General features: G+C 60.9%; 19 protein-coding genes and 1 riboswitch. Of the genes, 5 read left to right on the top strand and 14 right to left on the bottom strand.

Annotation, left to right across the window (positions count from 1 at the left end; translation table 11 throughout):
- Window positions 1-2: 2 nt before the first annotated feature.
- The 7 genes from DNK06_RS15085 to DNK06_RS15115 form a co-directional block, all read right to left on the bottom strand.
- Window positions 3-1346 carry a GGDEF domain-containing response regulator gene (locus tag DNK06_RS15085; RefSeq protein WP_131180807.1) on the bottom strand — a complete coding sequence of 448 codons (1344 nt, stop codon included), beginning with the start codon at window positions 1344-1346 and terminating at the stop codon, window positions 3-5.
- Window positions 1347-1519: 173 nt separating this feature from the next.
- Entirely contained in the window at window positions 1520-2176 is a 657-nt protein-coding gene (locus tag DNK06_RS15090; protein WP_131180808.1) for a YiaD family glycine zipper/OmpA-like lipoprotein, read from the bottom strand.
- A 121-nt stretch (window positions 2177-2297) separates the two neighbouring features.
- A complete protein-coding gene (locus DNK06_RS15095) occupies window positions 2298-2942 on the bottom strand; it encodes an MBL fold metallo-hydrolase (RefSeq protein WP_131180809.1) in 645 nt (214 codons plus the stop codon).
- A gap of 90 nt (window positions 2943-3032) precedes the next feature.
- The gene (locus DNK06_RS15100; RefSeq protein WP_131180810.1) at window positions 3033-5744 is read right to left on the bottom strand and encodes a winged helix-turn-helix domain-containing protein; all 2712 of its coding nucleotides are present in this window, start codon (window positions 5742-5744) and stop codon (window positions 3033-3035) included.
- A 234-nt stretch (window positions 5745-5978) separates the two neighbouring features.
- Entirely contained in the window at window positions 5979-7346 is a 1368-nt protein-coding gene (locus DNK06_RS15105; RefSeq protein WP_131180811.1) for a DUF1329 domain-containing protein, read from the bottom strand.
- A gap of 28 nt (window positions 7347-7374) precedes the next feature.
- A complete protein-coding gene (locus DNK06_RS15110) occupies window positions 7375-9291 on the bottom strand; it encodes a DUF1302 domain-containing protein (RefSeq protein WP_131180812.1) in 1917 nt (638 codons plus the stop codon).
- Between the two features lie 226 nt (window positions 9292-9517).
- Complete coding sequence (locus tag DNK06_RS15115; RefSeq protein ID WP_131180813.1) at window positions 9518-11200, bottom strand: fatty acid--CoA ligase; 1683 nt, start codon at window positions 11198-11200, stop codon at window positions 9518-9520.
- Window positions 11201-11383: 183 nt separating this feature from the next.
- Between DNK06_RS15115 and DNK06_RS15120 the strand changes: the two genes are divergently transcribed.
- Window positions 11384-12559: a thiolase family protein gene (locus tag DNK06_RS15120; RefSeq protein WP_131180814.1), complete on the top strand. Its 1176-nt coding sequence runs from the start codon at window positions 11384-11386 to the stop codon at window positions 12557-12559.
- A 32-nt stretch (window positions 12560-12591) separates the two neighbouring features.
- On the opposite strand, the gene DNK06_RS15125 is transcribed toward DNK06_RS15120, so the two are convergent.
- Window positions 12592-13221 (bottom strand): LysE family transporter, encoded by a 630-nt coding sequence (locus DNK06_RS15125; RefSeq protein ID WP_131180815.1) that lies wholly within the window; start codon window positions 13219-13221, stop codon window positions 12592-12594.
- A gap of 162 nt (window positions 13222-13383) precedes the next feature.
- Between DNK06_RS15125 and DNK06_RS15130 the strand changes: the two genes are divergently transcribed.
- The 3 genes from DNK06_RS15130 to DNK06_RS15140 all read left to right on the top strand — a co-directional run bounded on the left by DNK06_RS15130 (window position 13384) and on the right by DNK06_RS15140 (window position 16326).
- On the top strand, window positions 13384-14349 hold the full coding sequence (locus DNK06_RS15130; RefSeq protein ID WP_131180816.1) for a 2-hydroxyacid dehydrogenase: 966 nt from the start codon (window positions 13384-13386) through the stop codon (window positions 14347-14349).
- Window positions 14350-14433: 84 nt separating this feature from the next.
- Window positions 14434-15432 (top strand): class I SAM-dependent methyltransferase, encoded by a 999-nt coding sequence (locus DNK06_RS15135; protein WP_131180817.1) that lies wholly within the window; start codon window positions 14434-14436, stop codon window positions 15430-15432.
- A 61-nt stretch (window positions 15433-15493) separates the two neighbouring features.
- Window positions 15494-15648: riboswitch (yybP-ykoY riboswitch) on the top strand.
- Between the two features lie 90 nt (window positions 15649-15738).
- The gene (locus tag DNK06_RS15140) at window positions 15739-16326 is read left to right on the top strand and encodes a TMEM165/GDT1 family protein (RefSeq protein ID WP_131180889.1); all 588 of its coding nucleotides are present in this window, start codon (window positions 15739-15741) and stop codon (window positions 16324-16326) included.
- A gap of 16 nt (window positions 16327-16342) precedes the next feature.
- Here DNK06_RS15140 and DNK06_RS15145 read toward each other — a convergent pair whose 3' ends face one another.
- From DNK06_RS15145 to DNK06_RS15165, 5 genes are all read right to left on the bottom strand, one after another.
- Window positions 16343-17341 (bottom strand): NAD-dependent epimerase/dehydratase family protein, encoded by a 999-nt coding sequence (locus DNK06_RS15145; protein ID WP_131180818.1) that lies wholly within the window; start codon window positions 17339-17341, stop codon window positions 16343-16345.
- A 60-nt stretch (window positions 17342-17401) separates the two neighbouring features.
- A complete protein-coding gene (locus DNK06_RS15150) occupies window positions 17402-18217 on the bottom strand; it encodes a M48 family metallopeptidase (protein WP_131180819.1) in 816 nt (271 codons plus the stop codon).
- Between the two features lie 67 nt (window positions 18218-18284).
- On the bottom strand, window positions 18285-18902 hold the full coding sequence (locus DNK06_RS15155; protein ID WP_131180820.1) for an SOS response-associated peptidase: 618 nt from the start codon (window positions 18900-18902) through the stop codon (window positions 18285-18287).
- 37 nt (window positions 18903-18939) lie between these two features.
- Window positions 18940-19200 (bottom strand): putative signal transducing protein, encoded by a 261-nt coding sequence (locus tag DNK06_RS15160; protein ID WP_131180821.1) that lies wholly within the window; start codon window positions 19198-19200, stop codon window positions 18940-18942.
- Window positions 19200-19382, bottom strand: coding sequence for a CPXCG motif-containing cysteine-rich protein (locus DNK06_RS15165; RefSeq protein WP_131180822.1), 183 nt, complete (start codon window positions 19380-19382; stop codon window positions 19200-19202). Before DNK06_RS15165 ends, DNK06_RS15160 begins: the two co-directional genes overlap by 1 nt.
- Window positions 19383-19534: 152 nt before the next feature.
- Here DNK06_RS15165 and DNK06_RS15170 point away from each other — a divergent pair, with 152 nt between their 5' ends.
- Complete coding sequence (locus DNK06_RS15170) at window positions 19535-20698, top strand: 1-acyl-sn-glycerol-3-phosphate acyltransferase (RefSeq protein ID WP_131180823.1); 1164 nt, start codon at window positions 19535-19537, stop codon at window positions 20696-20698.
- A gap of 63 nt (window positions 20699-20761) precedes the next feature.
- Here DNK06_RS15170 and DNK06_RS15175 read toward each other — a convergent pair whose 3' ends face one another.
- Complete coding sequence (locus DNK06_RS15175) at window positions 20762-21346, bottom strand: YajG family lipoprotein (protein ID WP_131180824.1); 585 nt, start codon at window positions 21344-21346, stop codon at window positions 20762-20764.
- Window positions 21347-21490 lie beyond the last annotated feature (144 nt).

Genomic DNA, 21490 nt, shown 5'->3' on the forward strand with positions numbered 1-21490 from the left:
CCTCAGCTCACCGGCTGCAGCTCGGCGCCGTAAAAGCGGAACTGCCGCCGCCCACCACGCTTGGCCGCGTACATGGCGGTATCGGCGGCGCGCAGCACCTCTTCGGTGGTCTTGCCATCGGCTGGCACGCAAGCGATGCCGATGCTCACCCCCAGGCTGAACGACCGACCCTGAGTGCCCTGCTCGCTGGATACCTGCTCGATCAGTTTTTCCGCCACGGACGCGGCATCCTCCGGGCTACTCAGGCTGTCGAGGATCACCGTGAATTCGTCGCCACCTATCCGCGCCAGACGGTCGTACGGCCTGAGGCAGGCCTTGAGCTGCACGCTGACCCAACGCAACGCCTCATCGCCCATCTCATGGCCCAAGGTGTCGTTGATGTATTTGAAGCCATCCAGATCGAGATAAAGCAAGGCAGCTTTCTGGCCTGTGCGCTCGTTACGCGAGATCGAAGCTTGCAGCTCCTGGAGGAAGCCCCGTCGATTGAGCAGCCCGGTCAACGCATCGGTGATCGCCAGCGACTCGAGCTGACGATGCAGGCCGCGAACCACCGACATGTCCAGCGCCAGCAGAATCATCGCGTTCTGGTCATCCGGCAAGGGCGAGCAGGACAACGCCACGGGTACGCCATGGCCATCCCGGGTGCGCAGGTTGGCGTCGTGCAGGCGTAGATCCTCTCTGCGTTGCCAATGCTGGTAGAAGGTCGACGTCTGCCAGCATTCCTCGCACGGGGTGTCGACCCAGACCAACAACTCGCTACCCGCGAGTTCATCGCTTGCGCAGCCGAGCATCCGGGTGATCGCCGGATTGGCAAAACGGATGCGACCATCCTCCCCCACCACCATGATGCCTTCGGCGGTGTTTTCCACAATCGAAGCGTTGAAAGCGCGCTCGCGCTCCAGTTGCAGGCTCAGACGCAACAGGCCTCTGCGATACTGTTCATGCTCGAGCAGCGCCCGCACCTTGTGCAGCAGGATCGCCGGCTGCACCGGCTTGGAAATGAAATCCACCGCACCCGCGCCGTAGCCCTGGCTCAGAACATCATCGGTCTGAATCATCCCGGAGATGAAGATGATGGGCGTGAACCGCATGCGCGGGTCATCGCGCATGCGTCGCGCCACCTCGAAACCGTCCATACGGGGCATCTGCACATCGAGCAGCACCAGACCCACATTCCCTTGTGCCAGGAATTCGAGCGCCTTGGCGCCGGAGTCGACACAGTGCACCGGCCGGTCGATCACCTCCAGCAGCTCCTGCATACCCTCGAGATTGTCCCAGAGGTCATCGACGACGAGGATTTCCAGCGTCTCATCCTGATCCAGCACCACACCTACCTCCATGCCCATGACTGCGATCCAACGTGGTTGTCAACGCCTGACAGGCGTCGAAAGCGATCCTATGGGTTCGACCATTGCTTCACACAGTCTAGCCATGCTCTGCTGCATAGCCACGCGCTGGAAGCACAATCGCAGGCATGAAAAACCCCGCCTGAGCGGGGTTCCGGATACACCGGCAATCCTTACAGCGGACGCAGGTTGATCTCTACGCGACGGTTCTGTGCACGGCCAGCTTCGTTGGCATTGCTGGCAATCGGCTGATTCGGGCCAGCGCCGTAGGCAGAGATACGCGACGATGCGACGCCATTGGCCGCCAGATAGGAGGCAACGCTCTGGGCACGACGATTGGACAGGTTCTGATTCAGATCGGCCGAACCGGTGCTGTCGGTATGGCCGACGATGCTCACACCGTTCTTGTCGAACTCCTTGAAGGTCAGCACCAGGGAGTTCAGTGTCGGATAGAAGCTGCTGGAAATGTCCGCCGAGTTGCTGGCGAAGGTGATATTGCCCGGCATGATCAGGGTCAGGTCGTTGCCATTGCGCTGCACCTGAACACCCGTGCCCTGCAGTTGCTGACGCAGCTTGGCTTCCTGGGTATCGACATAGTAACCATAGCCGCCACCCGCGGCGCCGCCTACGGCTGCACCGATCAAGGCACCTTTGGTGCGATCCTTCTTGCTCGAGGTAGCCGCGCCTATCGCTGCGCCGGCCAGGGCGCCAACACCACCGTAAACCCCGGCCTTGCCGGCCTGACTCTCGCCGGTATAGGGGTTGGCCGTACAACCGGACAGAACGGCCAATACAGCGATCGCGGCCATCAGAGAGCGGCACTTATTCATGAATGATTCCCTTGTGTTGTGTAATGACAGGATTTATCCGCGGCTTCGAGCCAGCAAACAGGGCCAAGTTCCCGGCCAAGCCTAACAACCGCAAAGAAGAAAATCTGTAAGCACTTGTTTTTCAAGCTCTCACGAATGGATTTTCGCGCATTTCATCACCTAATAGCGTATCCGCACCATGGCCGGTCACCACAGTGGCGTCTTCATCCAGGCGGTACAGTCGCTGCTTGATGGAACGCTCGATGGTGGCATAGTCGCCGCCCCACAGATCGGTACGCCCGATACCTCGCCGGAACAGCGTATCGCCGGCAATCAGCAGTTTCGCCTCGGGGAACCAGAAACTCATCGAGCCTGGCGTATGTCCTGGAGTGTGCAGCGCCACCCCACAACCGCAGGCGAGCGCCTCATCATCGGCCAACCACTGATCCGGAGCCGGAACAGGCGTATAAGGCACGCCGAACATCTGGCACTGCATCTCCAGGTTGTCCCAGAGAAACTGGTCGTCTTTGTGCAAGTGCAGCGTCGCCCCGGTTTTCTCCTTCATCTGCCCGGACGCGAGAAAGTGATCGAGGTGAGCATGAGTGTGAATGATGCTCACCACTTTCAGGCCCAATACCTCCAGACGCGCCATGATCAACTCCGGATTGCCACCCGGATCGACCACGATGGCCTTACCGGTCAATGGATCGCCGATGATGGTGCAGTTGCACTGCAAGGGGCCGACGGGGAAGGTTTCGCGGATCAGAGTGGGCTGTGAGGGTGGCATAGGTGTTCCTGTAAAGCTGATGGCAGACCGGGCACAGATTCTAGCCGCAAAGATGCTGACGACGGAGCGTCACGCTTCTACCAGGCGCAATCATAGGCTCAACAGCCCCAGCACCTGGGCGCGTGCCACTGCCTCGGTGCGGCGCTGCACGTTCAGCTTGCCGTTGATATGACGCGCGTGGGTTTTCACCGTATGCAGGGAGATGAACAGGCGCTCGCTGATCTGCTGATTGGAACAGCCTTGGGCGATCAGCTGCAGCACCGCCAACTCTCGCGTACTTAGCCCTTCGTTGCTGGCCCCAGGGAACACCAGCGCGGCGGGCAAGTGTTCGAGCAGTGACAGGCACAACGGACAGCTCGGGTACTCGCGTAAGCGTTCGCCCAGCCATTGTGGCTCCTGCTGCAGCAGTTCGCGAAACGGCAGTAGCGCACCGCCCGCCAGGGCTTGCACACAGCCACGCAGGACTGCGCGAGCTTCCTGTTCGCGGCCGGCGCGCCGCAGCAGCAGGATCATCCGTACTCGCGCCGTCGTCCCCGGCAGGCTGTCGAAACCTGTTTTCGTCAGTTCTGAAAAAAGCTGCTCGGCATCCTCGGGATGGCCTTGGGCATCTGCCAACATGCCCTGTAACAAGGCGATATACAGGTGCAACTGAGGCTGAAATTCCGGCGCTGCCGCGGCCTGTTCTCCACGATAGGTTTCTGCCAGGCGTTGCAACCAGACCGCCGCCAGCTCGCTCTGCCCTTGAAGCAGCCAGAGTTCGCATTTGCTCAGGGTGATGATCGCCAGGTGATAAACCGCCGGCACGTCCCATATATGCATCAACCGCTCGGCTTCAGCCAGCTCGGCGAACGCCTCGGCGAAACGGCCTTCGCGGCCTTCGAGCGCAGCCAGGCAGCAATGCCCGAGCAGCAGGCTGAGATCACGACACGCCCGAGCCTCGGTGATGCCGGCTCGCAAATGCTCACGAGCAAGGTGCGGCTGCAGCCGCAAGGTCAGCAGATACCCGCGATACAACTGCAAGCGGGCTCTGGCGACATAGGCAGTGCCTGGCAAATCGCTCAGCCGCTCCAGGCCGATCTCGACCTCGCCAAGCGCCCGCGACACTTCACTGCGGGCCTGCAGGCTGCGTGCACGATCGTAATGCACCAAAGCTTCGAACAGCGGATTGCCGGCTCGTTGCGCCAGTTCCAGTGCGTTGCGATTGATCGCACGGGCCTGCCAGATATCGTTCTGGGTAATGGCCAGATTACCGAGGGCTGACAGGCACAACAGCCGTTGGCCATAGCGCTCCTGCGGCAGATCCTGCAACGCCGCCTCACAGTATCCCAGTGCTGTCTCACGATCACCACGACCGCGGGCGATCACCCCGCTCAGCGCCAGCCATTGCGCCATCAGGTTACGCTGCTGTTCGGCGTTCGGCGCAGGCAGGAAGCGGCACAACTGCCCAAGCAAGTCCTCGGCAGCATCCAACTGGCAGGCCAGCACCAGCGCCCAGCCATACAGCACGATCAGACGTGGCGTGCTGACCAGCAGGCAGTCCGGCAGGTTGCTCTTCCAGCGTAGCAAGGTGGCGAAACTCTGTTCGCCGAGCAACTGCTCCTCGGACAGGTTCTGAACCAACTGCGCGGCAACTCCCGGCTGCCCGGATCGCAGTGCGTGTTCCACCGCTTCGCCAATCAAACCCTGGGCAGCGAACCAGTTGCTGGCACGTAAATGGCGAATCCTGGTCATCGCCGGATCCGACCGGGCACGCAATAGATCGGAAAACAGGTGGTGATAACGAAACCAGCGGCCCTGACTGTCGAGGGGTACGAGAAAGACTTGATAGGTCTGCAGATGGCGCAGGATGCCGGCACTGTCATGTGCATCGCGTAGCTCATCGCAGAGCTCGGCGCAGATGCGCTCCTGCCCTGCCGTTTCGTAGAGGAACGTCTGCACCGGCGGTGGCTGACGGCCTATCACCTCTTCGAGCAGATAATCGCGAATCAAACCCTGGGCGCCATGCAAGCGCGCCTGTCCACGAGCCTTGTCGCCGCCCTCCTCAGCCGCCAGCAACCACAGGCGCAGCCCAGCCACCCAGCCTTCGCTGCGCTGGCGCAACTCTGCCAGTTCGACGGCGGGCAGACTGACACCCTGCTCGCGCAGCAGGGTCTCGACCTCGTGCTCGTCGAGGCGCAGATCCTGCTCCTGCAGCTCCAGCAATTGCCGTGACAGACGCAGGCGAGCCAGATGCCATTCGGGGCGCTGCCGGCTGGTCACCAGGATCACCAAACCAGCCGGCAGATGGTTGAGCAGAAACTGCAAGCAACCGTCCAGTACCGCCCCCTGAGCCAGGTGGTAATCATCGAGTACCACGAGCAGTGGTTTGCTGGTGTCGAGACGCTCGGCCAGCTCATCGAGCAGACCGTCAAGCCAGGTCTCGAAAGCGAACGGTTGATGCCGCTGACGCAGTTTGAGCACGCTAGCCGCCTCGCCCGCCAAACCGGGATAGCAGGACTGCAGCCCGGCCAACAGACGTTCGAGAAATCGACCTGGATCGCTATCACGACTGGCCAAGCCCAGCCACAGGCTTTGCCAGTTCGCAGGCAACAGCTCGCAGAACTCGATGGCCAGCGAACTCTTGCCAAACCCTGCCGGTGCATCAACCAACAGCAGGCGCCCACCCAATCCTTGCCGCAGCCGCTCGCACAAGCGTGGCCGCGATATATAGCCCAGAGGCAAGGGCGGCCGAAAGAAATGCCCGCCACCCTCGACGGGTACGACGAAGGGGGCAGAACGCAGCGAAGGGGACAGATCGTTCATTGCCAGGATCTTATAGGGCGCGGCGAATTGGGCAGATAAGCCTGGAGCCTAGTCCGTAACCTGACGCTTTAGAAGCCTTTATAAATGCACTGGATGATTCAGGATGCGTCCGGCTTACATAACCCAGGCCTGGCCCGCCGGATGGGCTCGGCAGGCACCGTGAACATGCCAGAACATCTCCAACGGACAAGAAAAAACCGACCCTGAGGCCGGCTTTTCTGTCACTCGTTTCGATCAACGAACGCCGGACTGGCGCAGGGCTGCCGGGGTGTAATCGCTTTCCTTGGCCGGATAATCGAACTCGTAGGCACGCTTCTCTTCGTTCTTCAGGCCCAGGGCCAGGTAACGCCCGGAGAGCAGATCGTGGATCGACTCAACGCTGTACCACGGTACCTGCTTGTCGTAGTAGTACAGAGCATGGGACTCGGCCACGCGCCACAGGGTACCGCGACCGTCATAGTGGTCGATGGCAGCGGCCTGCCAGGTATCCTCGTCGATATAGAAATCGCGCTTGGCATAGATGTGACGCTCGCCCTGCTTGAGGGTGGCCGTCACGTGCCAGACGCGGTGCAGCTCATAACGCGTCAGATCAGGGTTCAAGTGCCCGGCCTTGACGATGTCGGCGTACTTCAGCTTCGGCGAGTCGAGACGGTAGCTGTTGTAAGGAATGTAGATTTCCTTCTTGCCCAGCAACTGCCAGTCATAGCGATCCGGCGAGCCGTTGTACATGTCCAGGTTGTCCGAGGTACGCAGGCCGTCGGCCGCAGTACCCGGACCGTCATAGGACACCTGTGGCGCACGGCGCACGCGGCGCTGACCGGCGTTGTAGAGCCACGCCATACGCGGCTCCTTCACCTGATCGAGCGTCTCGTGCACCAGCAGTACGTTACCGGCCAGGCGCGAAGGCGCCGTCACCCGCTGCTTGAAGTAGAACAGGATATTGCTTGGTTTGCTGGTATCGACACCTGGCATCATCGAGCGGAAAGCGAACTCCTCCTGCAGGCTGACCGGGCTGAACGATCCATTGGCCTGTGGCGTTACCTGCACAACGTTGCGGCGCACGCTGCCGCCCCGATAACGGGTGATGTGGTTCCAGATCGCTTCCAGACCATCCTTCGGAATCGGGAACGGGTTGGCCAGTTCGAAGTTCTCCAGACCGGTACCGCCCGGCAACAACTTGGTGTTGACCGCATTGTTCCTGGTCGCGGCGATGATGTTGTCCGGAACGGTAGCCGTCCGATGGGTCGGGAACACCGGCATCCGGTAGGTTTCCGGATAGCGCTTGAACATCGCGTACTGGCCCGGCGTGAGCTTGTCTTTGTACTGCTCGACGTTCTGCGCAGTGATGGTGAACAGTGGTTTCTCGTTGGGGAACGGGTCAGCCAGGAAACCACCGCCGTCGACGGCAGCAGCATTGACCGGCAGCCCACCGGTCCAGGCCGGAATGCTGCCATCGGCGTTACCGGCTTTTTCCGCGCCGAGCGGCGTCAGCGTGTCACCCAGCTTGGCTGCCTCGTCAGGAGACACCGCCGCCATCACGCCACAGGCCAGCAGCGACAAAGTCAGAGCGCCGGTCTGCAACAGTCTTTTTGTTGTTTTCATAAATGCGTTTTCCTATGAATACGGGCGCTTAGAAGTTCATGCCGAAGCTGAGTGCGACAAAGTCACGGTCTTTCTGCACGTTGTATTTGCCACCAAAGAAGTTGGTATAGGCCAAACTGGCGGTATACGTGTTCTGATACTCAGCATCCAATCCCAAACTGACGGCCTTACGGCCTTCCTCGAAGTTGGAGCCTGGGCCTGGGGAATAACCTTTCACATCATGAGACCAAGCCACGTTCGGCTTGAGGTTTACCCCAGCGAATGCATCGTTGTAATCCCAAATTGCACGCATGCGGTAACCCCACGAATCCGTGGTGGTATAGCCATCATTCTCGCAATAGCGGCTGAGGTTTCGCGCATCCCCACCAGCACCAATAGTGCTGGCATTCAGCGACTGGCATCGCCCGCCAGCCAGAGGGCCCGGGCCGAACACAGGATCACGCCCGTAACGGATATCAGAGACACTCTCAAGCCCACCAACGTGAGTCCAACCGACCTCCCCGACTAAAGTCATGCGGGCCGCGCCCATGACTTGGTCAAAAAAGTGGGTGAACGTAGTTTGCAGCTGCGTTATTTCTTTGCGCCGATACCCGTGGCTGTCTTCACCTGCAGTCGCCTGAATTGGTGAAACGCTAGGGTCAATCAGCGTCAAGCCACCATACAGGATGTCGGTCGAGTTAATTTGTACTGGCGCGTTGGGGCGATAGCTGATTTCACCACTCCAGGCAGTTCCAGTGGGCAATGTGGTGGAGAAGCTCAGACCGTAAAGGCGAATATCTTCAGGATACTCAATAAAGTAATTGCTATTACCCGCCACCACGGACGAGGCGAAGCCCGTTAGCAAGGTTGAAATACAGGTAGGATCTCCGCCACAGGCTGAAACTGCAGCGTTGAAGGCAGGCGATCCGGGAGCTGTAAGGGTAGGAATCGCGCCGATAACTGCAGAACTGGTAGCGCCACCGCTGAATATTGGTGCTCGGCTGTGATAGTTCATGAAGTATGCGCCGAACTCAGTATCTAGCTCCTGTGCGTACCAACGCAAAGCCAGGCCAAACTGCCCACTGTCGCGAGCATCCCGATCAGCACTCCGAGGTACAATCACCCCCTCTGAAGTCGTGTTGTAAGCGAACGGCCCTGCTGCTGCGGCGAAGGGAGCTAACGCCGGGTTTAGTACAGCGAGATTACCGTCACAACCATCGGCATATACATCCGGCTGAGAGAAGAACGTGCCGCAGTTATCGACGACCGTCTGATCCCACTCCAACTGATAGAAAAACTCGGCAGAAAGATTATCGGTCAGGCTTTGCGATACGTAGAACATATTGACCGGGATCAGCCCTTCTTTGACCTCGGCACCGGGACGACGGAACGCGGCAACGTCTACTGGGTTAATCGCATTGATGCTGTTTTGGATGAAAGTACTTTCGCCCCAGCTAACGACCTGCTTGCCTAAACGTACGGTACCTGGCTGATCCGCGATGCTGTAATTATGATAAACAAACGCATCCAGCAACTCGGCACCTGAAGATTTGGCACCCTCCTTGCGATTGGAGTCACTAATAGCTTTGAACTCGCGACTCTCGTCTTTGAGCTCAAAGTCGTACCAATATTTTCCACGTACAAAAACGCCAGTATCCCCATACTTGAGTTCGAGATCATGGATACCTTTAAAGATCTTCGAGAACGTTTCACCGCGTTTGAAGTTCAACCGACCATCATCAGTGGTTTGCGAAAGCCCGTAGCCTCCGTTGTTGATACCGATGAGATTTCTGTCAGCCTTGGAAGTCGACCAACTGGCCCCCACCGACAACGACGAATCGAATTGCCCTTCGATCTCCCCGATATTGAAATTGACGGCGAATGCCGGGCTGGCAAGAGTTGATGCGAGGCTGACGGCCAGCGGCAGTTTTGCCAGACGCCAGAACGGCCTTGTTGTGATGGTCATCGACGCTACTCCATTTGTTTTTGTTATGGCTGATTGACTATAGCCAGCGAGCCTTGCCAGTGGATCACTCGAAAGAGTGATTTGCAGTGCCCGAGACACTCTGGCTCGCTGGTTTCGACGGATCAGTCCCATCCGTGACAAGCCAAGAATGGCCTGAACCCAGCAATTAGCAAGCCAAACGCTTGTTTGACTGATCAGTCACATTTTCGGCGTTGAAATTCGTGCCTCACAGGGTCGACAGAAACCCACTTCCTGCCGCCTGCCACTGCACGATGTCGGCGCGAATGCGCTTTTTGTCCAGCTTACCCACACTGGTCTTGGGAACTTCGGTAACAAGAGCGATTTGAGTGGGAATGGCCCACTTGTTGATGTGCCCCTGCTCGACGAATGGTTTGAGGTGTTCCTTGAGTATTCTGGCGTCCAGCGCTTGCCCTTCCTGTGCGACCACCAGGGCGAACGGACGCTCGCCCCACTGCGGATCTGCCACGCCAACCACTGCCACTTCGCGCACCGCAGGGTGACGACTGATCAGGTCTTCCAGTTCCAGCGAGGAAATCCACTCGCCGCCGGTCTTGATCACATCCTTGATGCGGTCACGAATATCGATGAAGCCCATGCCGTCCAGGGTCGCCACATCGCCGGTGTGCATCCAGCCGTGTGCCCATAGCTCCTCGCTCTTTTCCGGCTCGCGGTAATAGCCCTGGGTCAACCAGGGAGATCGCAGCACCAGCTCGCCCTGGGTTTCGCCATCTGCCGGCAGTCGATTGCCGTCGGCATCCATGATCGCCGCTTCCACCAATGGCACCGGGATACCCGCCTTGATGCGATAGGTAATGCGCTCGTCCTCACTGCCGGCGAGCAGTTCGTCGTTGAGGTAGGCGCAGGAAATCAGCGGGCAGGTTTCCGACATGCCGTAAGCCGCCGTCAACTGGATACCTCGGGCCTTGGCGGCGTCGTACACGGAGCGATTGAGGGCGCTGCCTCCGATGATGATCTTCAGCCCTTTGAAGTCGTGCCCCTGGGCGCCAGGGGCGTTGAGCAGCATTTGCAGGATGGTCGGCACGCAGTGAGAGAACGTCACCTGCTCACCCTTGATCAGTTTGCAGAGCATCTCCGGCTCGTAACGGCCGGGGTAGACCTGTTTGATGCCCAGCAAGGTAGCGACATAGGGCACGCCCCAGGCATGCACGTGGAACATCGGGGTGATCGGCATGTACACGTCATCGCTACCCATCAGGCGGATGCTGTCCAGGCCGCCGACGGTACAGGCCAAGGACAGGGTGTGCAGCACCAGTTGGCGATGGGTGAAGTACACGCCCTTGGGATTGCCAGTGGTTCCCGTGGTGTAGAAAGTGGTGGCGACGGAATTCTCGTCGAAGTCGGCGAAATCGTACTCCGGTCTGGCCGCTGCCAGCAGTTGTTCGTACTCGCCAACCAAGCCAGGAAGCTCTGCGCTGGCGCTATCGCCATCGCTCAACAGCAGCGTGCCGGTGACGGTAGTGAGCTGTCCGGCGATGCCCTGGTAGAGCGCCACGAAATCACTGTTGACCAGCACGAAGCGGTCTTCGGCATGGTTCATGGTGTAGAGAATCTGCTCGGGCGACAGGCGAATGTTGACGGTATGCAGCACGGCACCCAGCATCGGCACCGCGAACATGCACTCCAGATAGCGATGGCTGTCCCAATCCATCACCGCCACCGTATCTCCGGCCTTGACCCCTGCCTGGCTAAGCACATTGGCCAGGCGCGCCACCCGCTCGTTGAAGGTCGCGTAGCTGTAGCGCAGCGTATCTCGATAGACGATTTCGCGGGTTTTCTCATAGCGACTGCCGGACAACAGCAGGTGTTTGATGAGCAACGGGTACTGATGGGCATTGGCGGCGGGAGGAATGATGCGGGTCTGCAGCATGGGCTCACCTGTTCTGGGCTATTGTTGAAGGCGACGATATGACGCGGAACCTGAATGTGTCTTGGCACCTTGGCCGACAGTAGCGCGAGCACGCGCTCGCTCAATCAGCCGAAAGGATGATTTTGCCGTCTTCCCGGTGCCACGATGGCCGTTTCGCCAACTCCAACAAGAACGAGGTAAAGCATGTCAGACATAGTCATCGTCAGTGGCGCACGCACGCCCATGGGTGGTTTCCAGGGCAGCCTGTCGGCTGTCAGCGCCGTGGAACTGGGTGCCACTGCAATCCGTGCGGCGATAGCCAAAGTCGGCATCGAGCCGGCCGATGTGCAGGAAGTGATCATGGGCTGCGTACTGCCCGCGGGCCTCAAACAGGGCCCGGCACGTCAGGCATCATTGGCCGCAGGCCTGCCCAGCGCCACGGGCTGCACCACCATCAACAAACTCTGCGGATCGGGCATGAAAGCCGTGATGCTGGCTCACGATCTGATCAAGGCCGGCAGCAACGAGGTGATGATCGCCGGCGGAATGGAAAGCATGTCCAACGCCCCGTACCTCCTGCAGAAGGCGCGCAGCGGCCTGCGTATGGGCCACGGCGAGGTCAAGGATCACATGTTCTTCGATGGCCTGGAGGATGCCCGCACGGGCCGCCTGATGGGCTCCTTCGCACAGGAGACGGCGGATCGCTATGGCATCACCCGCGAAGCGATGGATGCCTACGCCATCGAGTCGCTGCGGCGCGCGCAGCACGCCATGGCTTCAGGTTTGCTGGCCGACGAGATCGTTCCCGTCACACTGACGACCCGCCAGGGCGACGTGCAGGTAAGCGAGGACGAGCAGCCGCTGAGTGCCAGGATCGACCGTATTCCAGACCTGAAACCGGCCTTCAGCAAGGACGGCAGCATTACTGCGGCCAACGCCAGTTCCATCTCCGACGGCGCCAGCGCGCTGCTGTTGATGAGCGCCGAGCAAGCCAGAGCGCGCGGCCTGAAACCACTGGCCCGGATCGTTGCACACGCGACGCAGAGCCAGGATCCCAGTGAGTTCACCCTCGCCCCGATCGGTGCCATCGGCAACCTGCTGCGTAAGGTCGGCTGGCACAAGGACGAGGTCGACCTGTTCGAAATCAACGAGGCGTTCGCCATGGTCAGCATGCTGGCCATCCGCGAACACGGCCTCGATCATGCCAAGGTGAACATCTATGGCGGGGCCTGTGCACAAGGTCATCCAGTGGGTTCGACCGGCTCGCGGATCATCATCACGCTGATCAACGCGCTGCGCCGGACCGGTGGCAAGCGCGGCATCGCCTCGCTGTGCATTGGCGGCGGCGAGGCGACGGCAATCGCTGTGGAAGCCCTGTAACCCTCAGCGAAGGAGGAGCGCCAAGGCGTTCCTCACTTCAGTTCGGTGAAGGCCAGTTTGATACCCAAGCCAACCAGTACCGCGCCCATCAGGCGATCGAACCAATGGCCCATGCGCGCAAAGCCATTGCGCACTCGCTGTTGGCTGAACAGCATCGCCACCAGGCAGAACCACAGAGCGGTGGCCACAGCCAGGTAGATACCGTAACCGCCCTGCACGACCAGCGGGGTGTGCGGGTTGATCACCACGGTGAATAGCGACAGGAAGAACAGCGTCGCCTTGGGGTTCAGGCCATTGGTGACGAAACCGGTGACGAACGCCCCGCGAGACGTACGTGCTGCCACTGGGGCCTGGCTTTGCAACGCATCAGGTGCCGCCGGCTTGGCGCGCAGCGCCTTGAAGCCTATGTACAAAAGGTAGGCCGCGGCCAGCCACTTCAAGGCATTGAACAGCACGATGGACTGGGAAACGATCAGGCCGATACCCAGCAGCGAATACGTCACGTGAACGAAGATCCCCATACCCACGCCGAGTGCGCAGAACACACCTGTGCGGCGACCGTGCGCCACGCTTTCCCGCACCACGATGGCGAAATCCGGCCCAGGGCTGGCCACCGCCAGCAGATGAATCAGGGCGACGGTGAAAAATTCCATCCAGTACATAGCGGCTCCGCATCGGACAATTGGGTTGGATAAGCGCTTTACGATTTCGCGAACCCGTGGCATCTGGGGCCTCGCCCCTGACGGACACGCAACCGGCAAATGGCACGGGTTCTGATAGGCTGCACTTTACTTTCCAACAAGACAGCCAGAAAGGTACAGCTGATGAGCAAAACCGGCCGCGCAGTATTTCTCGACTACCGTTCCCTCGACCTCGGCGACCTGGACATGACCCCGTTGCGTGATCAGTTCGCGGAGTTGGTGCTGCACGCCCAGAGCACGCCCCAACAGATCATCGAACGCTTGCAGGGTGCCAGCGTGGTCATCAGCAACAAGGCAGTGATTGATGCATCGGTCTTCGCCGCCTGTCCTGATCTCCAGCTGGTACTGGTGGCAGCCACCGGCACCAACAACGTCGACCTCGATGCCGCTCGGGCCCATGGCGTCGCCGTTTGCAACTGTCAGGGCTACGGTACGCCATCCGTGGCGCAGCACACCCTGACGCTACTGCTCGCCCTGGCCACCAGCTTGCCGGATTACCAGCGTGATATCCGCGCCGGCCACTGGCAGCAATCGCCGATGTTCTGCCTGCTCGACCATCCTATAGTCGAGCTCGAAGGCAAGACCCTGGGCATGCTTGGCCACGGCGAGCTCGGTGGCGCCGTAGCACGTCTCGCCGAGGCTTTCGGTATGCGCGTGCTTTATGGGCAATTACCAGGTCGCCCGACACGGGCCGATCGCCTGCCTCTGGATGAGCTGCTGCCGCAGGTCGATGCACTGACTCTGCACTGCCCGCTGACCGAGCAGACCCGCAATCTGATTACCGCCCGTGAGCTGGATCTGCTCAAACCCGGCGCCTTCGTGATCAATACCGCACGCGGTGGCCTGATCGACGAACAAGCGCTGGCCGACGCCCTGCGCGCCGGCAAACTCGGTGGAGCAGCTACCGACGTGCTGACTCAGGAACCTCCCAGGGATGGCAACCCACTGCTGGCCGGCGACATCCCTCGCCTGATCGTCACGCCCCACAGCGCCTGGGGCAGCCGCGAGGCGCGCCAGCGGATTGTCGGGCAACTGGCCGAGAACGCGGCAGGTTTTCTGTCTGGCCAAGCAAAACGGCAAGTGAACTGAAGTCTGCCCGCTTCGCTTGTAGCGTTAGGCTTGCAGCTTGAAGCTGGCCCCCCTACCCTTCGCGCTTTTGCCGGGGGAGATCTCATGGATCCGCGAAGTGAAGTGCTGCTGCGTCAGGCCGAGTTGTTCCACGGCCCGATACTGCTCGCGGGACTGCCGGCCGATGATCTGCTCGGGCAACTGCCGGAGGCACTTGGCTGGGGCTGGCATGCTGGCGACCATGACCGACTCGAGGCGCGCTTCGCCGAACGCAGTACCTTTGGGGTTACCCCGCCGCAAACTGCCTTCGATTCCGCCGTGCTCTTCCTGCCCAAATCCCGTGAGTTGACGGGTTACCTGCTGGACGCCCTCGCCGCTCGTCTGCCTGGCGGTGTGCTCTACCTGGTCGGCGAAAAACGCGCCGGCGTCGAGCGTGCAGCCAAGCAGATGGCTGCTTACGGCACACCGCGCAAACTCGACAGCGCGCGCCACTGCCAGCTGTGGCAAGTGCGCGTGGAACAGGCGCCCGCCACACCTGATCTCTCCACCCTGGCACAGCACTACCAGTTGCAACTCGATGACGGCCCGCTCGAGGTGATCACCCTTCCCGGCGTGTTCAGCCACGGGCGACTGGATGTCGGCAGCGCCCTGCTACTCGAACACCTGAACGAGCTGCCGGGCGGTCACTTATTGGATTTCGGCTGTGGCGCCGGCGTGCTCGGCGCGGTGCTCAAGCGCCGTTATCCAGACAGCCACGTCACCCTGCTGGACGTCGATGCGTTTGCCGTCGCCAGCAGCCGCCTGACCCTGGCAGCGAACGGTCTGGAGGCCGATGTCATCAGCGGTGATGGCATCGCTGCGGCGCCCTCCGAGCTAAGCGCCATCCTCAGCAACCCACCCTTCCACCAGGGTGTGCACACCCATTATCAGGCCAGCGAAGACCTGCTACGCCAGGCGGCCAAGCATCTGCGGAGCGGCGGTCAGATCCGCCTGGTGGCCAACCGTTTCCTCAAGTATCCACCGCTGATCGAGCAACACATCGGCACCTGTCGCACCCTGGCCGACGCCGATGGTTTTCGCATCTACCAGGCCGTCAGCCGCTGAATCTTCGGGGCTGCGGCACAGCGGCGCAGCCCTTGCCCAAAGCGCCCCACTTGGGCAGAATGCGCGCGTCCTAGGGGAGTAGTCTCCCGCGAGCGCCAGCTCGCCCGGCATGCATCAACATACTTGGTCAGCTGACCATGGTGCATGCGACCCAAGATCCGCCAAGACGGATCTGCGCAACTCGGCCACAGCAAGCACGAGTGCCGCGCAGGGTTTGACAAGACCTATGACACGAACACCTTACCCGGGGCGGGAAGGCTGTACGTGTCATAGCCGTGTCTACCCGCCCCTTTAGGAAATCTGATGTTGGAATCTCTTTTCGTTCCCACCCTGATCGTTGCCCTGGCGGAAATCGGCGACAAGACGCAGCTGCTCGCGTTGCTGTTGGCGGCGCGTTTTCGCAGGCCGTGGCCGATCATCTGGGGCATGGTGGTCGCCACCCTGGCCAATCATCTGGTCGCCGGCGCGGTCGGTAACTGGGTCGCGGGCCTGCTCTCGCCGGCATTGCTCAGCTGGATACTCGCCGCCTCGTTCATCGCCGTGGCGTTGTGGACGCTGATTCCAGACAAACTCGACGATGACGAAAGTTCCAAGCTGAAACGCTACGGGCCGTTCCTGACCACCCTGATCGCCTTTTTCCTCGCCGAGATGGGCGACAAGACCCAAGTGGCGACAGTGATGCTCGCCGCCCAGTACCCGCACTTCATCATGGTGGTGATCGGCACCACCCTGGGCATGCTGATCGCCAACGTGCCGGTGGTACTGGCCGGTAACTTCGCAGCGGATCGCCTGCCTCTCACCCTGATCCGCCGATTGGCCGCCACCGCCTTCGCGGCCCTGGCGCTCTATGCGGCCTACCAGGCGCTGCTGTTGAGTGGACTGATCGGTAGATGATCGCTCCGTACAGGCTCTAGCTCGGGCGGCGACGTAAATAGCCGTTCTCGGCGAACCACTGAATGCTGCGCTGCAGGGTGTCGTCCACCGACTGACGGGCAACGAAGCCCAGCTCCTCCCAGGCCTTGCGCCCACTGAGGAACTGGCTCCCGGACATCAGTGCGATGGCCGTCTCATCCAGCCACGGCCAGGCACCGGTCAAACGGTGACGCAGCCTTCCCCAGGCCACCAGGCCGTTAGCCTTGTTCAGTGACAACTCTGCCGGCGCAGCTACGCCAAGCCGCTCAGCGATACGGCTGACCAGATCCGCCATCTGGATGTTCTCGCCACAGATCAGGTAACGCTCGCCCACGCGGCCATGCTCGAGGGCCAGCAGCAAACCACGTCCAGCCTCACCGGCATCGATCAGATTGCGTTCTCCCGGCACGTAACCGCGCATTTCACCACTGTCGATGGCAGTGATAAGCCGACCACTGCTTGGCCCGGCATCCAGCTCGCCAAGGCACAGGCCGGGAATCGCGATCACCACCGGCAGGCCGGCGCGCGCCTGCTCACGGGCCTGCTGATCCAGCGCCCATTTCGACAGCAGGTAAGCATTGCGCGAGCGCGGCATCTCGTCGTAGAACAGCCCCTCATGCCCGGGCTGGCCCTGGGGATGCCGTGGCAGGGCGATCGCCGAGCCGACGTAAACGATGCGCGTCACCTCAGCCGCCTGGCAGGCATTGTAGAAATGCTGGGTCTGGTCGAGCGCACTGGCGACCTCGTCCTGCCAGTGCCGAGGCCGCTGCGGGTAGTACCCGGCGCAGAAGATGACGCCATCGACACCTTGCAGGGCTCGGGTCAGGGCGCGCTGGTCGAGCAGCTCAGCGGCCCGGCATTCGGCACCAAGATAAGCCAGGCGCTCGATGCGCGAAGACAGCCTGTGAATCAGCACCAGCTGATGCCCGGCAGCCTTGACCGCACGAGCCGCGTGATGCCCGAGCAGGCCCGGTGCACCGACGACGGCGATTTTCACGAAAGGCTCCCAGGCATCCGGGAGAATCCCAACGGATGGGGCTCGAACGTAACGGCTAGGTCACTTCTTCGCTTGCTCATACAACGGCATCACTTTCGGAATGGCTGCCTGTAGCGAGGCGATGCGACTCGACGACGAAGGGTGAGTGCTCATGAACTCGGGCGGTGCGCCCTCACTGGCCTTGGCCATTTTCTCCCACAGCGAAACCGCCGCATTGGGGTTGAATCCCCCACGCGCCGACAACTCCAGACCGATCAGATCGGCTTCGTTCTCGTTGCTGCGGCTGTTGGGCAGGGTCATACCATAGTTCACTGCAGCATCGGCCAGGGCCATCTTGTCCGGCGTCACGCCCAGCAGCGCGGCAGCGCCCTGCTTGGCCAGGTTCACGCCATAAGCCTTGGACATCGCTTCGCGACCATGCTCGCGCAGGGCATGGGCGATTTCATGGCCCATCACCGCAGCGATCTCGTCATCGGTGAGTTTCAGCTTCTGAATGATGCCGGTGTAGAAAATGATCTTGCCGCCGGGGCCACAGTTTGCATTCAGCTCAGGGCTGTCGATCAGGTTGACCTCCCACTGCCACTGCGCGGCATCGGGCCGAAACAATGGTGCCTGCTTGATCAGGCGGTCGGCGATGCGTTGCAGGCGCTTGGCGTCCGCACTGTTCTTGTCCAGCACGCCCTTGGTGGAAGCTTCCTTGAGCGTTGCCTGGTAGGACTGGGCATACATCTGGTTGACTTCATCGGTCGACAGCGCGCTGAACATGTACTGCTTGCGCTCGACGCCGACCGCGCCACCGCTGGTGGTATTGACGGCCTGGCATCCTGCCAACAGCAAGGCCGCTGCCAGAGTGGTGAAAGACAACGACGGTTTCATGCTGGATCTCCCTGAGAACTGAGCGACGTATGCTAGGGGGTGTTAGAGGTGCTCGCAAGCCAAGCGGTCAGGCGGGCGTCAGGCACTCCGGCCCATCGAGCTTCGGATCATTGACCAGGTTGCTCAACACCCGTTCCCGCAGTGCCTGCGGCGGGCCGACGAGCAGCGCCTGCAGCTCCTCCAATGGCGTATCCGTAGCCAGCCAGCGCTGCTGATCCTGCGCATTCAGAATCAGCGGGCGACGCAGCGAGGCGGCGGCCTGGGTGACCATGGCGGTACTGTGGTAGACATGCCCCTCGACCGGATAGGCCTCCCAGATGGCCGCGAAATAAAGCAGCGAGTCCTGGCCACTCAACCAGTAGGGGCGCTTGCGCGCGGCACCGCGCCACTCGTAGAAACCGTTGGCCGGGATCAACCCACGACGCAGGCGAAAACCCTCGCGAAACATCGGCTGATCGACCAGCGTCTCGGCGCGGGCGTGGGCCGGCGTTTTCGACAGATCCGTAAGCCAGGGCGGAGTAAGCCCCCAGCGCGCCCGAACCAGCGAACGCTGCTCGCCATCGGCACGCTGCAAGAGCACCTGGGAACCGGGCGCGAGGTTCCAGTGCGGCTGTTGATCAGCGGGGAAGCCGGGTTGCGCTGCAAAGGCAGGCGTCCAGCGAAACAGGGCGAAGCGTCCACTCATGGGGTGACCCGATAGGATTGGCGGACGCGCCACTGTCTCAGCACAGCAACACGCCCTGAAAATTATCCGGTTCGTCACCGGGCAGCGGTTGCGCACCATTGTACTCGGCGATCAACTGGTGGGCGCGTTCGGCATCGTCGTCTTCGACCAGCATCCCGAGCAAACCACAGGCCGGCAGCTCGCCAACCGCACCGACCAGGTGCCCGCCAACCAGGTGTGCCTGAATACCTTCACTGGCGAGCATGCCCTTCAATAGCTCGCCCTCCATCAGATCCTGTGGCTCGTAGATCCGCTTCATCAGTCGTTCTCCCCGCGCACATCCAGTTGCCAGTCCACACCGTCGGTACTGAGCGAGAAGATGATCGGCCGGCAGCACACCGGACAGTCCTCGATGTACTGCTGATCACCCGCCGAGAGATCGAGCACCGCCTCGACCGGCTCACCGCAGTATGGGCATTGGTAATCCTGGGTTTCCAGCATAGGGCGCCTCCATGTGACTTGCAGGGTATAATCGGCGGTCTATTGCTGCCTCTCGAGTCGGCTGTCGTCGCGCCCCACAGGCTCGAACGGCAGCGTCTCTCCTCGACGGGGCACTAACCTCTCAATCGCAGCGACAACCACAAGAGATCATGATGGGCGAATTCGATAGCATCCGACCCTACGCCGACGCGGAAATTCCAGCGGTTCTGGCGCGCCTGTTGGCCGATGATGCATTCCTCGACATCCTTACCCAGTTTCGTTTCCCGCGTCTGGCGGGGCCATTCGGCTGGCTGCTCAAACCTCTTATAGCTCATCGGCTGCGCTCGCAGTTCCGCTCCATCGATTCGGTGAGCACCTTGCAGGACACCATCGAGCCCTATGTCGACCGTACCGTCGAGAAAGCCACCGATGGCGTGACCTACTCCGGCGTTGAAACCCTGAAGTCCGGCAGCGCCTATCTGTTCCTGGCCAATCACCGCGACATCGTCATGGATCCGGCCTTCGTCAACTACGCGGTGTACCACGCCGGCCTGAAGACGCCACGCATCGCCATTGGCGACAACCTGCTGCAGAAGCCTTTCGTCAGCGATCTGATGCGCCTGAACAAGAGTTTCATCGTGCACCGCTCGATCAGCGGCCGCCGCGAGAAACTGGCGGCTTACCAGTTGCTGTCGGCTTACATCAGCCACTCGATTCGCCACGACGGCGAGTCGATCTGGATCGCCCAGGCCGAAGGCCGTGCCAAGGACGGTGACGACCGCACCGACTCAGCGATCCTCAAGATGTTCCACATGAGCCGCAAGAACGAGCCGTTCGCCGAGGTCATCAGCAGCCTCAAGCTGACCCCGGTATCGATCAGCTACGAATACGACCCCTGTGACCTGGCCAAGGCACGTGAGCTCTACACCCGCGCCACGACCGGCAGCTATACCAAACAACCTGGCGAGGACGACAAGAGCATCGCCCTGGGCATCACTGGCTACAAGGGTCGCGTGCACGTGCACTTCGGTGATCCGCTGACCAGTGGTTTCGAGGATGCCAAGCAACTGGCGGCCATCACCGATGCACATATCCTCACCGGCTACCGCCTGTTCCCCGTGCACTACCTGGCGTATGCCATGTGGAGCGAGCGTGACCCGCAGCTCGAGGTACCAGCGGCCGAATCGCTGTTCGATGCTGCCGAACTGGCAGCCGCCAAGCAACAATGGCAGCAACGCTTGAGCAACTGTCCGAGCGAGCAACAGCCCTACCTGGTGCTGCAGTACGCCATGCCGGTACGCAACCAGTACCGTATCAAGGCTGGTCTTGCGCTCTAAAACCTTGGCACAGAAACGAAAAAGCCCCGACATGTCGGGGCTTTTTCTTGTAGCGCAACCGGCTTATTGGCCGCTGAGGATCTGCGCCAGGGTCGGATCCTTGAACGCACGGGTCAGCGCATCGCTCAACACATCACTGACCAGCTTGGTGTTGGTTTCCTGGTTCGGCGCCATGCCGAAGCGCTGGTTCAGGGACGCACCGTAGCGACCGCTGTAACGGCGGTTGCTGTTCTGCACATCAGCACGGAAGGTGGCAGTCATATCAGCTTCGGTGACATACAGGCCTTCTTTCGGCGACTGATATTTCAGCTCGGCCAGAGTCAGGGTCAGTTGAGGCGCGTTGTAGGCGTTGGCCGACGGGGTGAAGCCCAGCAGGCGCACCGCTATTTCGGCCTGAGCCTGCAACTTGGGCAGTACATCCTGACCAGTCACGCTGATGGCGCTGGTTTCCGGATACAGACCACCACGGGTTCCCAGAACCGGAGATGGACGCCCATCAACCACGCGCACCACGACGGGCTGCCCCTGACCGACTGCGGTCAACGGCCCGGTGAGCTTGGGCTGCGGGCTGAGTTGTTGAGGGCTATGGGCACAGCCAACAAGGGCCAGACTGATAACGGCAACCAGACCAAACAACAGGCGATGCATATTCGGTTCTCCATGGAGGGGGCGCATAAGGCGCCGCGAAGTATAACCAATCGACCTGCAATGGGTGAAAGCGGTTCCGGTCACAGACCCGTCACATGCCAGCGGTATAAGACTTTAGTCGCTTTGCATGATGGAAGTTTGTTT

The sequence above is a fragment of the Phytopseudomonas daroniae genome, assembly GCF_004327285.1.
GTDB classification, from domain to species: Bacteria; Pseudomonadota; Gammaproteobacteria; order Pseudomonadales; family Pseudomonadaceae; genus Aquipseudomonas; species Aquipseudomonas daroniae.

Excerpts from the sequence above, each read along its gene's own strand:
- DNK06_RS15085 (WP_131180807.1), bottom strand. The coding sequence starts at position 1,346 with ATGGGCATGGAGGTAGGTGTGGTGCTGGATCAGGATGAGACGCTGGAA.
- DNK06_RS15090 (WP_131180808.1), bottom strand. The coding sequence starts at position 2,176 with ATGAATAAGTGCCGCTCTCTGATGGCCGCGATCGCTGTATTGGCCGTT.
- DNK06_RS15095 (WP_131180809.1), bottom strand. The coding sequence starts at position 2,942 with ATGCCACCCTCACAGCCCACTCTGATCCGCGAAACCTTCCCCGTCGGC.
- DNK06_RS15100 (WP_131180810.1), bottom strand. The coding sequence starts at position 5,744 with ATGAACGATCTGTCCCCTTCGCTGCGTTCTGCCCCCTTCGTCGTACCC.
- DNK06_RS15105 (WP_131180811.1), bottom strand. The coding sequence starts at position 7,346 with ATGAAAACAACAAAAAGACTGTTGCAGACCGGCGCTCTGACTTTGTCG.
- DNK06_RS15110 (WP_131180812.1), bottom strand. The coding sequence starts at position 9,291 with ATGACCATCACAACAAGGCCGTTCTGGCGTCTGGCAAAACTGCCGCTG.
- DNK06_RS15115 (WP_131180813.1), bottom strand. The coding sequence starts at position 11,200 with ATGCTGCAGACCCGCATCATTCCTCCCGCCGCCAATGCCCATCAGTAC.
- DNK06_RS15120 (WP_131180814.1), top strand. The coding sequence starts at position 11,384 with ATGTCAGACATAGTCATCGTCAGTGGCGCACGCACGCCCATGGGTGGT.
- DNK06_RS15125 (WP_131180815.1), bottom strand. The coding sequence starts at position 13,221 with ATGTACTGGATGGAATTTTTCACCGTCGCCCTGATTCATCTGCTGGCG.
- DNK06_RS15130 (WP_131180816.1), top strand. The coding sequence starts at position 13,384 with ATGAGCAAAACCGGCCGCGCAGTATTTCTCGACTACCGTTCCCTCGAC.
- DNK06_RS15135 (WP_131180817.1), top strand. The coding sequence starts at position 14,434 with ATGGATCCGCGAAGTGAAGTGCTGCTGCGTCAGGCCGAGTTGTTCCAC.
- DNK06_RS15150 (WP_131180819.1), bottom strand. The coding sequence starts at position 18,217 with ATGAAACCGTCGTTGTCTTTCACCACTCTGGCAGCGGCCTTGCTGTTG.
- DNK06_RS15155 (WP_131180820.1), bottom strand. The coding sequence starts at position 18,902 with ATGAGTGGACGCTTCGCCCTGTTTCGCTGGACGCCTGCCTTTGCAGCG.
- DNK06_RS15160 (WP_131180821.1), bottom strand. The coding sequence starts at position 19,200 with ATGAAGCGGATCTACGAGCCACAGGATCTGATGGAGGGCGAGCTATTG.
- DNK06_RS15165 (WP_131180822.1), bottom strand. The coding sequence starts at position 19,382 with ATGCTGGAAACCCAGGATTACCAATGCCCATACTGCGGTGAGCCGGTC.
- DNK06_RS15170 (WP_131180823.1), top strand. The coding sequence starts at position 19,535 with ATGGGCGAATTCGATAGCATCCGACCCTACGCCGACGCGGAAATTCCA.
- DNK06_RS15175 (WP_131180824.1), bottom strand. The coding sequence starts at position 21,346 with ATGCATCGCCTGTTGTTTGGTCTGGTTGCCGTTATCAGTCTGGCCCTT.